The organism is Halobacillus sp. Marseille-P3879, assembly GCF_900240285.1.
In the GTDB taxonomy this organism is placed as follows: Bacteria; Bacillota; Bacilli; order Bacillales; family Halobacillaceae; genus Halobacillus_A.
Genome location: NZ_OESS01000002.1, coordinates 1,159,030 through 1,170,957, shown reverse-complemented (window position 1 = coordinate 1,170,957; position 11,928 = coordinate 1,159,030). Strand labels below are relative to the sequence as shown.

10 protein-coding genes are annotated in these 11,928 nt (G+C 40.7%); 9 read left to right on the top strand and 1 reads right to left on the bottom strand.

All coding sequences use genetic code 11. The annotated features are described in order from the left end of the window. Positions 1 to 85 precede the first annotated feature (85 nt). The 4 genes from tig to yihA all read left to right on the top strand — a co-directional run bounded on the left by tig (position 86) and on the right by yihA (position 6,165). Complete coding sequence (gene tig / locus C1A12_RS13840; RefSeq protein WP_101844499.1) at positions 86 to 1,372, top strand: trigger factor; 1,287 nt, start codon at positions 86 to 88, stop codon at positions 1,370 to 1,372. 301 nt (positions 1,373 to 1,673) lie between these two features. Then, a complete protein-coding gene (gene clpX, locus C1A12_RS13835; protein ID WP_101844497.1) occupies positions 1,674 to 2,951 on the top strand; it encodes an ATP-dependent protease ATP-binding subunit ClpX in 1,278 nt (425 codons plus the stop codon). 372 nt (positions 2,952 to 3,323) lie between these two features. Next, positions 3,324 to 5,588 (top strand): endopeptidase La, encoded by a 2,265-nt coding sequence (gene lon / locus C1A12_RS13830; protein WP_373420470.1) that lies wholly within the window; start codon positions 3,324 to 3,326, stop codon positions 5,586 to 5,588. Continuing rightward, the gene (yihA, locus tag C1A12_RS13825) at positions 5,578 to 6,165 is read left to right on the top strand and encodes a ribosome biogenesis GTP-binding protein YihA/YsxC (protein WP_101844493.1); all 588 of its coding nucleotides are present in this window, start codon (positions 5,578 to 5,580) and stop codon (positions 6,163 to 6,165) included. Before lon ends, yihA begins: the two co-directional genes overlap by 11 nt. Before the next feature lie 122 nt (positions 6,166 to 6,287). Here the strand turns inward: yihA and C1A12_RS13820 are convergent, their stop codons facing one another. Beyond that, on the bottom strand, positions 6,288 to 6,767 hold the full coding sequence (locus tag C1A12_RS13820) for a LiaI-LiaF-like domain-containing protein (protein ID WP_101844491.1): 480 nt from the start codon (positions 6,765 to 6,767) through the stop codon (positions 6,288 to 6,290). Between the two features lie 261 nt (positions 6,768 to 7,028). On the opposite strand from C1A12_RS13820, the gene hemA reads away from it, so the two are divergent. Genes hemA through hemB form a run of 5 tightly spaced genes read left to right on the top strand, consistent with a single transcriptional unit; the run spans position 7,029 to position 11,925 of the window. Beyond that, a complete protein-coding gene (gene hemA / locus C1A12_RS13815; RefSeq protein ID WP_101844489.1) occupies positions 7,029 to 8,402 on the top strand; it encodes a glutamyl-tRNA reductase in 1,374 nt (457 codons plus the stop codon). Between the two features lie 14 nt (positions 8,403 to 8,416). Then, positions 8,417 to 9,235 (top strand): cytochrome c biogenesis protein, encoded by an 819-nt coding sequence (locus C1A12_RS13810; RefSeq protein ID WP_101844487.1) that lies wholly within the window; start codon positions 8,417 to 8,419, stop codon positions 9,233 to 9,235. Between the two features lie 17 nt (positions 9,236 to 9,252). After that, on the top strand, positions 9,253 to 10,182 hold the full coding sequence (gene hemC, locus C1A12_RS13805; protein ID WP_101844485.1) for a hydroxymethylbilane synthase: 930 nt from the start codon (positions 9,253 to 9,255) through the stop codon (positions 10,180 to 10,182). Continuing rightward, a complete protein-coding gene (locus C1A12_RS13800) occupies positions 10,182 to 10,943 on the top strand; it encodes a uroporphyrinogen-III synthase (RefSeq protein ID WP_101844483.1) in 762 nt (253 codons plus the stop codon). Before hemC ends, C1A12_RS13800 begins: the two co-directional genes overlap by 1 nt. Positions 10,944 to 10,947: 4 nt before the next feature. Further along, positions 10,948 to 11,925 carry a porphobilinogen synthase gene (gene hemB, locus C1A12_RS13795; RefSeq protein WP_101844481.1) on the top strand — a complete coding sequence of 326 codons (978 nt, stop codon included), beginning with the start codon at positions 10,948 to 10,950 and terminating at the stop codon, positions 11,923 to 11,925. The last annotated feature ends 3 nt before the right edge of the window (positions 11,926 to 11,928 follow it).

The following is an 11,928-nucleotide window of genomic DNA, read 5'->3' as shown; positions in this document are numbered from 1 at the left end:
GATTCGTTGGAAATAGAATCATAGAAACAATTATGGATCGCTATTTAGGCGAGCAGGAAATTATAGATGTTGGAGGGAATTTTTTATGTCAGCAAAGTGGGAAAAAAAAGAAGGTAATCAGGGGACACTTACAGTAGAAGTGCCTTCTGAAGATTTCAACAAAGCTTTAGATGAAGCTTTTAAAAAGGTTGTTAAACAGGTACAGGTACCTGGGTTCCGTAAGGGGAAAGTACCTCGTAAGCTGTTTGAACAACGTTTTGGTGTAGAATCTCTTTATCAGGATGCGATCGATATCGTACTGCCAAAAGCGTACTCTGATGCTGTTGAAGAAACTGGTATTGAACCGGTTGATCGTCCTGAAGTCGATGTACAGCAAATTGAAAAAGGACAACCTCTTGTGTTTACTGCCGACGTAACCGTTAAACCTGAAGTGAAGCTAGGAGATTACAAAGGTCTTACTTATGAAGAGCAGAGCACTGAAGTAACTGAAGAAGATGTTGAAAATGAATTGAAACAACAGCAGGAACGCCAGGCTGAGTTAGTGGTTAAAGAAGAAGGAACGGTTGAAGATGGCGATACAGTAGTTATGGATTTTGAAGGCTTTGTAGATGGTGAAGCATTCGAAGGCGGCCAAGCCGATAACTATTCTCTTGAAATCGGATCCGGGTCGTTCATTCCAGGGTTTGAAGAACAGCTTGTTGGTAAGGCTGCCGGAGAAGAAGCCGATGTACAGGTTACGTTCCCTGAAGAATACCACGCTGAGGATCTTGCTGGTAAAGAGGCAACATTTAAAGTTAAAATTCATGAAATTAAAGGAAAAGAACTTCCGGAGCTAGATGATGAGTTTGCGAAAGATGTCGACGAAGAAGTTGAATCTTTAGACGAGCTTAAAAAGAAAACACGTGACCGTTTAGAAGAACAGAAGAAAACTGATGCTGAAAACCAAAAGCGTGATACACTTGTGCAGAAAGCTTCTGAAAATGCTGAAGTTGAAATACCACAGGCAATGGTTGATACAGAACTTGACCGCATGGTTAGTGAATTTGAACAACGCCTTCAAATGCAGGGCATGACTAAAGACATGTACTTCCAGTTTACGGGTCAAGACGAAGATGCTTTACGCGAACAAATGCAGGAAGATGCAAGTAAGCGCGTTAAAACCAACCTGACTCTTGAAGCAATTGCTGAAGCAGAAAACGTAGAAGCAACTGAGGAAGACGTTAATTCTGAGCTTGAAAACATGGCTTCTATGTACCAGACTGATGTTGCGCAGCTGACGCAAATGCTTGGCGGTAATACAGACATGGTTAAAGAAGATCTTAAAGTGCGTAAAGCGATTGATGTACTGGATGAAAATAGTAAAGCTGAATAATTTGTTTAGAAGGCAAGGGGCCAGAAAAAGCTCCTTGTCTTCTCCTATATTTTTCATTCTTTATGTAAGGTGAATGAATGTGTCTTGTTTTTACATATACTAATGATGTACCTATCGTTTGACTTATAGTCGATATGTCTACATAATGAGGTTGATGTAATAGTAATCGCACACCTCTATATAGGTATTGCTTTTTTGTTTTTAATTAATCTGGTATGATGGGCAAAAGACACGAATGCACAGCATCCAGGGTTATTACACAGTCGCAGCTATTGCGTCATTTTATAAAGGGGTGAATGGTATGTTTAAATTTAATGAAGAAAAGGGACAGCTTAAATGCTCATTTTGCGGAAAAAGTCAAGAACAAGTTCGTAAGTTAGTAGCTGGACCTGGCGTTTATATATGTGATGAATGTATTGAATTGTGTACTGAAATCGTGGAAGAAGAGCTGGGTAATGAAGAAGAAGTGGAATTTAAAGAAGTTCCAAAACCACAGGAGATCCGCGGCATCTTGAATGATTATGTAATTGGGCAGGATCAGGCGAAAAAGAATTTATCAGTGGCGGTTTATAACCACTATAAGCGTATTAATGCCGGGGTGAAAAGCGATGACGTTGAACTTGCTAAGAGTAATATTCTTATGCTTGGGCCAACAGGGAGCGGTAAGACGCTTCTCGCTCAGACTCTTGCACGTATATTAAATGTTCCTTTTGCTATAGCAGACGCTACCTCCTTAACTGAAGCTGGTTATGTTGGAGAAGACGTGGAGAATATTCTTCTTAAACTTATTCAGGCAGCAGATTATGACGTGGAGAAAGCGGAAAAAGGTATTATTTATATCGATGAGATTGACAAAGTTGCACGTAAATCTGAGAACCCTTCAATTACCCGGGATGTATCAGGGGAAGGTGTTCAGCAGGCCTTGCTGAAAATTCTAGAAGGTACCCAGGCAAGCGTTCCTCCACAAGGCGGAAGAAAGCATCCTCATCAGGAATTTATACAGATTGATACAACCAATGTTTTATTTATCGTAGGCGGAGCGTTTGATGGGATTGAACAAATCATTAAACGCCGTCTTGGAAAGAAAGTAATTGGTTTCGGTGCAGGACAGACCGATGTTGATGCTGAGAAGAGTGAGCTTTTAACAAAAGTTTTACCTGAAGACTTGTTAAGTTATGGTCTTATTCCTGAATTTATCGGTCGTCTCCCGGTAATCGGAAGCCTTGAACAATTAGATGAAGAAGCACTGGTAGAGATCTTGACAGCACCTAAGAACGCTCTTGTAAAACAATACCAGAAACTTCTTCAGATTGATCATGTGGAACTCGAATTTGAAGAAGAAGCCCTTCGTGAGATTGCACGTCTGGCAATTGAGCGTAAGACTGGAGCTCGTGGACTTCGTTCAATTATTGAAGGCATCATGCTTGATGTTATGTATGAACTGCCGTCCCGTGATGATATTGAAAAATGTATTATTACGAAGGATACCGTTAAAGAAGAGAGCAGTTATCCTAAGTTAATCCTAACGGATGGAACAGTGGAAGATGAGAATAAAGAAACTCCTAAAGAAAGTGCTTAATAAAGCATTGTTTTAGGTAAATACAATCTTTATTTTAATAAACCGCGCTGCGAATTTTTTGTAGCGCGGTTTCTGTTGTGATTTTAGGAAACTTAAACACATTACCTTGGGATAGTAACCTTTAAAGCTTGGAAAGCTTTTGCCCTACATAATTTCTTTTTAGCATGATTATACTGTTGGGTGTTTATAATAAAATTAAGCTTTAGAAAGAAGAACGCGGGCTTTCTGCCTATTCCTTACGTTTTACTTTCTCATAAGATTTCTATATGATTAACTTACAATTAGCATTATTTGGAGGTGCACAATTTGTCTGAAAAACATAGTATCAAGCTCCCCCTCCTTCCTCTTAGAGGTCTATTAGTGTACCCTTCGATGGTACTGCACCTTGATGTAGGTCGTGATAAATCTGTGAACGCTTTAGAACAAGCTATGATTGATGATAATCAAATTTTTCTTGTTTCCCAAAAAGAAGTAAATATCGATGACCCAACTGTTAGTGATATGTATGAGATCGGTACGGTAGCCCGTGTGAAGCAGATGGTAAAGCTTCCAAATGGAACAAACCGTGTCCTTGTGGAAGGACTTTATAGAGCAAGCGTTGATCACATACAAGAAGGTGAAGAATACTACGAAGCTGATGTACAAAAGTTAGAGGACATTCATGATGATCACAAGGAAGAAGAAGCTCTAATGCGCACGCTTCTGAGTCAATTTGAACAATATGTCAAAGTATCAAAAAAAGTAAGCAAAGAAACGTACAATACAGTGGCAGATGTAGATTCTCCTGGTCACTTAGCTGATCAGATAACCTCCCACCTGCCCATTAAAATAAAAGATAAACAAAAAGTTCTTGAAACATCTAATGTGAAGCAAAGGTTGAAGCATTTAATCGAACTGATCGGCAATGAAAGAGATGTTCTCCAAATCGAACAAAAAATTGGGCAGCGCGTGAAAAAGTCGATGGAGAAAACTCAAAAGGAATACTACTTGCGAGAGCAAATGAAAGCTATACAAAACGAACTAGGCGATAAAGACGGAAAATCGGGAGAAGTCAGTGAACTTCGTGAAAAAATTGAAGAATCAGAAATGCCGGAACGGGTTCAAAAAGTCGCTGAAAAAGAGCTCGGCCGATATGAAAAAGTTCCGCAAAGTTCTGCAGAAAGCTCAGTCATCCGTAATTATATTGAGTGGCTGGTGTCGCTGCCATGGTCACAGGAGACTGAAGACAATTTGGATGTCAATCATGCTGAAACGATCCTTGATGAAGATCATTACGGCCTCGAAAAGGTGAAAGAACGTGTATTAGAATACTTAGCTGTACAACAGCTGACTCAGTCCATTAAAGGCCCGATCCTTTGTCTGGTAGGTCCCCCGGGAGTGGGTAAAACGTCATTAGCCAAGTCCATTGCCAGGGCAATTAATCGCAAATTTGTTCGTATTTCACTGGGCGGGATTCGTGATGAAGCAGAGATTCGCGGACATAGGAGAACTTATATTGGAGCCATGCCCGGCCGTATTATTCAAGGAATGAAACGCGCCGAGACCATTAATCCTGTTTTTCTTCTAGATGAAATCGATAAAATGGCAAGTGATTTTCGCGGAGATCCATCATCTGCCATGCTTGAAGTTTTAGATCCAGAGCAGAATAGCACATTTAGTGATCATTTCATCGAAGAACACTATGATCTCTCTAACGTGATGTTTGTTGCTACAGCAAATACGATGACATCCATACCAGGTCCGCTCTTAGACCGTATGGAGGTTATTTCCATTGCCGGATACACAGAAGTAGAAAAACTTCATATTGCTAAAGAGCATCTGCTTCCTAAGCAAATTAAAGAAAATGGATTAACGAAAAGCAAAGTGCAATTTAAAGATGAAGCATTGCTGAAACTGATTCGTATGTATACGCGTGAAGCAGGAGTTCGTAATTTAGAACGCGAATTAGCTGGGGTGTGCAGAAAAGCAGCCAAGATTATCGTGTCAGGACAGAAGAAAAGAGTAGTTGTTACTGAGAAGCAGCTAGAAGAACTTCTAGGTCGTCCGAAGTTCCGTTATGGTCAGGCGGAGCTTGAAGACCAAGTCGGTGCCGCAACAGGGTTAGCTTACACTTCTGCTGGTGGCGATACGCTTTCCATTGAAGTTTCTATTTATCCCGGAAAAGGAAACCTGACACTTACAGGAAAACTGGGAGATGTTATGAAGGAATCAGCACAAGCTGCATTTAGTTACATTCGTTCAAGGTCTGATGACTTAAAGATTGATCATGATTTTGCAGAAAAGAATGATATTCATATTCACGTCCCTGAAGGTGCTACTCCAAAAGACGGTCCGTCTGCAGGAATAACAATGGCTACTGCATTAGTATCAGCTCTGACTGGAAGAGCTGTGAAAAAAGAGGTAGGAATGACTGGAGAGATTACATTACGCGGGCGTGTCCTTCCAATTGGCGGCTTAAAAGAAAAATCTTTGAGTGCTCACCGGGCAGGGTTATCGAAGATTATTATCCCATCTGAAAATGAAAAGGATCTTGAGGACATTCCTGAAAGCGTACGTGAAGGTCTTACCTTTATCCCGGTTAAACACCTGGATGAAGTGCTTGACCAAGCATTGACGGAGAGAAGTTATGAAGGTTAATCATGCAGAGATTATAATAAGTGCAGCAAGTAAGAAGCAGTATCCAGGCGATCCGATTCCAGAAATTGCTCTTGCAGGCAGGTCCAATGTAGGAAAATCATCGTTTATTAATAAAATGATTCAAAGGAAAAACCTGGCAAGGACTTCGTCAAAGCCGGGTAAAACCCAGACATTAAACTTTTACAGAATTAACGAGAAGTTTCATTTTGTAGATGTACCGGGTTATGGCTATGCGAAGGTCTCCAAAAAGGAACGTGCCAAATGGGGTCAAATGATGGAAGAGTATTTTGCCGGACGTGAACAACTCTGTGCAACAGCACTGGTAATAGATATCCGGCATAAGCCAACCGAAGATGATTGTATGATGTATGATTTTCTTAAGCACTTTGAGCTGCCGGTTATGGTTATTGCGACCAAGCTTGATAAAATTAAAAAGGGTCAGCGAAATAAACAGCTGCAGCTAATATCATCTACCCTGCAGATGGAGGAAGAAGATCAATTGATTCCTTTCTCTGCAGAAACGGGCGAAGGTAAAGACAAAGCATGGAGCACGATGTTATCTTATATGCAATTCTAATCCGACACCACTCCTCCTTGGGTGGTGTTTTTCAATGGGAAAATAATTAAAATTAATGAGAAACAAATTAAAAGATGCATGTATAAGAAGAGATAAAAACCAGCCGTGCACGGCTGGTTTGATTATCGTTTTTTAAATAAATAAATTCCTAATACAATAAGTACAACCGGCCAGAATTGTTCAATCCAGTTAATAATAGTATAAAGGAAACTAAACCATCCCGGATTAGATGTGGAAAACAGTCCAAATCCGGCCAAGCCAAGCAGCAGGATTGTGGGTAGAAGTCCGGATTTTGTTTTAGTGTATTTTAAAAGAAAAGCAAGCCCTACAATTAAAGGGTAAATCGCCCAGTGGTCAATCCAAAAGGGGTAATGATCTTTGCCGTGAAAGTGAACTCCAAGCCCGAAGATAATAGTCCCGGGAATGACGTTTGAATAGTCCTTAGATGTGAAGGAATGAAGGAGAAACGCTGCTCCTATAATGATTAAGATGGTGGGCCACGAGTAAAAAGAAGCAAAATAGGGTATATTTAATTGGCGAAGGAGGAAATATATTCCCAGGCCGATGATGAGATAACCGGCAAATACGTTTTGTTTTTTCATTAAAAATCGTCCTCCAGACTTACATACTATCGAGTACTTGTCTTGCGCATTTTGTCAGGATTTGATATATTACAAACGGGTTATAATTTAGACTCGTTCTAATCTGAAAATGGTTAAAGTATTTGTAACAAGATAAGATAAATATATCCTAACATAAGAAATTCGAAATCTGTTCATATTTTTCTCTTAGAATAATGATCTTCCATGTTATAATGAGTGATATGTGATTAGATAGGAACGTTTTAGATAGGGGTGGATGGAATGCATATCATAACAATCGGCCTAAACTTTAAAACAGCCCCTGTGGAAATTCGGGAAAAGCTTACTTTCTCAGAAGAGCAGCTCTCAGAGGCGATGAAGCATTTGAACAGCCAGAAGAGTGTTCTGGAAAATGTTATTATTTCTACCTGCAACCGTACGGAGATATATGCAGTGGTAGATCAGCTTCATACTGGACGTTACTACATTAAACAATTCTTAGCAGATTGGTTTGAGATGGAGAAGGAAGACTTTTCTCCGTTTCTCACTGTATATGAAGCGGATGGAGCGATTGAGCATTTATTCCGTGTAACGTCTGGACTTGATTCCATGGTGCTTGGTGAAACCCAAATACTTGGTCAGATTAAGCAGGTTTTTCAACAGGCCCAGGAAGTTAAAGCCACAGGCACAATATTTAACCAGCTGTTTAAGCAGGCAGTAACGATGGCTAAAAAAGCTCATAAAGATACTGGGATCGGAGAAAATGCAGTATCAGTCAGTTATGCAGCTGTTGAATTAGCCCGTAAGATCTTTGGTGATTTAGTTCATAAACACATCGTTATTATCGGGGCAGGAAAGATGGGTGAGCTTGCGGCCAGGAATTTGCACGGGTCAGGTGTGAAAAAGGTTACTGTAATGAATCGCACATTGGCAAAAGCGCAAGTGGTAGCTCAGCAGTTTAATGGACAAGCGGTCACCATGGAAAACCTTGAGGGTGTTTTAAAAGATGCTGATATTGTCATCAGTTCTACAGGGGCTGCAGACTATGTCCTCACGAAAGAGCAAATGGAGCCGATTCACAAAAGCCGTAAAGGAAAGCCGCTGTTCTTTGTTGATATTGCTGTTCCTAGAGATCTTGATCCATCGATGGAAAATCTGGAAAGCGTGTTCTTATATGATATCGATGATTTACAAGGAATTGTTGATGCAAACCTTGCGGTTAGAAAGCAGGCAGCTGAAGAGATCAGTTTAATGATCGAAGCGGAAATCGTTGAATTCAAGGAATGGCTCCAAACCATAGGAGTGGTACCAGTAATTTCAGCTCTACGCGAAAAAGCATTAAATATTCAGGCGGAAACGATGGAAAGTATTGAGCGAAAAATGCCTGATTTGACAGAGCGGGAAAAGAAAGTGCTTCGAAAGCACACGAAGAGCATTATTAACCAAATGCTTAAAGAGCCAATTCTTCAAGCGAAGGAATTGAGTGCGAAATCGGATGCTGAAGAATCCTTGCGGTTATTTACTCAAATCTTCGGAATTAAGGAACAAGTGGAAAAGGAATCCCAAAAGCAGGAGAAAAAAAACGAGAGTACCGTAAAGTCAAATGAAGAAGAATCTATTTCCTTCCCCACACTTAGCAAGATAGTGAATTCTTAAGGGTGGAGTCAGCCATGTTTGATCTCAAATGGGTGTATGAATTAGTCCTCTTGCTATATGGTCTTAGTTTAATTGGATACTTTATTGATTTTATACAAAATAACCGGAAGGCCAATCAAGCTGCCTTCTGGTTACTTAGTTTGGTCTGGGGTTTACAAACCCTTTTTTTATTCGTGCAGGTTTTTATAAACAGGAACTTTCCCATAATGAATATATATGATGGACTGTATTTTTATGCCTGGATCCTTGTAACGTTTTCCTTAGTGATTAACCGATTGTTCAAGGTGGATTTTCTTGTGTTCTTTACCAATTTGCTTGGGTTCTTTGTTATGCTTATTCACATATCAACCCGGGCTCAAAGTGTACTGGATGATCAAGGTGTGGCTTTGGTACACGAAATGCTCGTTGTCCACATTACACTTGCTCTTATTTCCTACGGTTTTTTCACTCTGTCTTTTATATTTTCAATTATGTATCTGCTGCAGTATCGACTGTTGAAACAAAAGAAATGGAACGCAAAATTATTTCGGCTAGGGGATCTTACCAAGTTAGATCACTTCTCATATATAGCGATAGTACTAGCCATGCCTCTCTTATTAATTGGATTAATTCTGGGAGTAACATGGGGGTATGTGTCCGAAGACAGTTTTTACTGGTATGATTCTAAAACGCTGGGTTCCATCCTTGTACTGATTGTATATGGAGTCTACTTATTCCTGCGGGTTGTTAAAGGCTACCAGGGAAGAGCGATTGCTATTTTCAATAGTGCAGCTTTTCTATTTCTACTCATTAATTTCTTTCTATTTGGCTCATTATCAAATTTTCACTTTTAACTTGAGGAGGACTTTCATTGCGTAAGATCGTTATAGGTTCACGGAAAAGTAATTTAGCGATTACCCAGACGGAATGGGTGATTGAACAATTGAAGCAGGTTGATCCATCTTATGATTTTGAAATCAAACGAATTTCCACTAAAGGGGACCGTATTCTAGATGTTCAGCTTTCTAAAGTAGGCGGAAAGGGTTTATTCATAAAAGAGATTGAACAAGCTATGTACGACAAAGAAATAGATATGGCGGTCCACAGTATGAAGGACATGCCTGCTGTTGTGGCTGACGGACTGATGGTCGCTTCAGTCCCTGTGCGTGAAGATCACAGAGATGCCTTTATTTCAAACGATCACGTTAGCTTAAAGGATCTCAAAGAGGGTGCGGTAGTCGGTACGAGCAGCCTGCGCAGAGGGGCTCAGATAAAAGCATTTAGGCCTGATCTCGAGATTCAATGGATTAGAGGTAATATTGATACGAGATTACGTAAGCTTAAAGAAGAAGACTTCGATGCAATTATACTGGCAGCTGCCGGTTTGAAGCGGATGGGCTGGAGCAGCGAGCTTGTAACTGAATATTTAGAGCCGGACGTGTGTGTGCCCGCAGTTGGACAAGGGGCTCTTGCTATTCAATGCCGCGAGAATGATAAGGAACTTATCGACTATCTGAAAAAAATAAATGACGAATATACGGATATTACGGTAGCCTGCGAACGGAAATTTCTTCATGATTTAAACGGAGGCTGTCAGGTGCCGATTGGCGGGTATGCTACCCTTAAAGGTGAAGAAATTACATTGACAGCTTTAGTTGGGAAGCCGGATGGTTCAGCTATTCTACATGAAACAGTGAAAGGAAAGGACCCGATCGCGGTAGGTAAACAAGCTGCTGATCTTCTGAAGGAACGTGGAGCGGTGGAAATCGTGGAGAAGGCAAAAGAGGAGTATGGTGAATAATGAGGCCATTAAAAGGCAAAAAGGTCCTGGTAACAAGGCCTTTGTCTCAAGCCGGGGCTCTCATTAATCAATTGGAACGGGCTGGTGCTCATTCTGTTCACATACCTCTTATCGATTTTCAATTACATGAGTCTAAAGAAAATGTACGTATCTTATCTAAACTTCACGACTATAACTGGGTGTTTTTTACAAGCTCCAATGGCGTGAAGTTTTTTTTGAAGTGGCTGGATCGTTGTGGAATAATAAATTTTCCAGAACATTGTAAAATAGCTGTGGTTGGAACGAAAACAAAAGAGGCTGCCGAAAAAAAGGGCTTAAAAGTTAACTTTTATCCCTCTACATACGATGGTGACCATATGGCAAAAGAATTTGTTACTGCCGATTCTGCTCCAGGTAAGGTTCTCTATGTACGCGGGAATCTTTCGCGGGACACAATTTCTGATATCTTTGTTAAAAAGGGGATTCTTTTTCAATCAATAACCGTCTATGATACCCTACTATTAAAAGAGTCAGAGACCGTTACTCCACACCTCTCTTCTCTTGATGCTTTAACTTTTACAAGTCCTTCTACAGTGCAGGCATTTACTAACATTACTAAAGAATGCAAAGAATCGGTTTTAGAAATACCGTGTTTTTGTATAGGATCAACGACAGCTGAGAAAGCCGCTGAACTTGGATTTGAAAAAGTTTATTTTCCTTCGATATTTATTGTTGAAGAAATGGTACAGCAAATGGTTGATTACTTTTTGAAAGAGGGTTAATGACATGAAAGATTTACAATTTAAGCGGCATCGACGCTTACGGCGAACCGAATCGATGAGGTCTTTAGTGCGTGAAACAAGGTTACAAAAGGAAGACTTAATTTATCCTATTTTTGTCGTTGAAGGAGAAAATATTAGAAACCCTGTTAAGTCCATGCCCGGAGTACATCATGTTTCCTTAGACCACTTATCAGAAGAGATGACTGAACTGGTACAGCTGGGAATCAGGTCTGTGATTGTATTTGGCGTGCCGGAGGAGAAGGATGAGTTAGGGAGTGAAGCTTATAATGAGCATGGAATTGTTCAAAGAGCTATTCGCCACATTAAAGAAGCTCACCCTTCGTTAACAGTAGTAGCTGACACGTGCTTATGCCAATACACTGATCACGGACATTGCGGAATTGTTCGTGATGGTGATATTGCCAATGATGATTCATTAGAGTTGCTTGCCAAAACTGCTGTAAGTCAGGCGGAAGCAGGAGCTGATATCATTGCTCCTTCAAACATGATGGACGGGTTTGTGGCAGCAATCAGACAGGGGCTGGATGAAGCTGGGTATAGTCATATTCCAGTGATGTCTTATGCCGTTAAGTATGCATCGGCGTATTACGGACCGTTCCGGGATGCGGCTCACAGCTCCCCGCAGTTTGGAGATCGGCGTGCGTATCAAATGGATCCTGCTAATCGGATAGAAGCCATCCGTGAAGCGGAGTCCGATGTAATGGAAGGAGCCGATTTTTTGATTGTCAAACCGGCTTTATCTTATCTTGATATTATGCGCGAAGTGAAGGACCGATTTAACCTCCCCCTTGTAGCCTACAACGTCAGTGGTGAATACTCGATGGTTAAAGCTGCCGCAGCTAATGGGTGGGTAAACGAAGAGGAAATCGTAATGGAAAAGCTGACCTCCATGAAACGGGCAGGGGCTGACTTAATTATCACGTATTTTGCCAAAGATGCAGCTCGCTATTTAGATCAGTAAGGA

Bases quoted from the DNA above. Each gene is read 5' to 3' on its own strand.
- C1A12_RS13810 (WP_101844487.1), top strand. From the start codon at position 8,417: ATGTTTGATCTCAAATGGGTGTATGAATTAGTCCTCTTGCTATATGGT.
- lon (WP_373420470.1), top strand. From the start codon at position 3,324: ATGGTACTGCACCTTGATGTAGGTCGTGATAAATCTGTGAACGCTTTA.
- hemB (WP_101844481.1), top strand. From the start codon at position 10,948: ATGAAAGATTTACAATTTAAGCGGCATCGACGCTTACGGCGAACCGAA.
- yihA (WP_101844493.1), top strand. From the start codon at position 5,578: ATGAAGGTTAATCATGCAGAGATTATAATAAGTGCAGCAAGTAAGAAG.
- C1A12_RS13820 (WP_101844491.1), bottom strand. From the start codon at position 6,767: ATGAAAAAACAAAACGTATTTGCCGGTTATCTCATCATCGGCCTGGGA.
- C1A12_RS13800 (WP_101844483.1), top strand. From the start codon at position 10,182: ATGAGGCCATTAAAAGGCAAAAAGGTCCTGGTAACAAGGCCTTTGTCT.
- tig (WP_101844499.1), top strand. From the start codon at position 86: ATGTCAGCAAAGTGGGAAAAAAAAGAAGGTAATCAGGGGACACTTACA.
- clpX (WP_101844497.1), top strand. From the start codon at position 1,674: ATGTTTAAATTTAATGAAGAAAAGGGACAGCTTAAATGCTCATTTTGC.
- hemA (WP_101844489.1), top strand. From the start codon at position 7,029: ATGCATATCATAACAATCGGCCTAAACTTTAAAACAGCCCCTGTGGAA.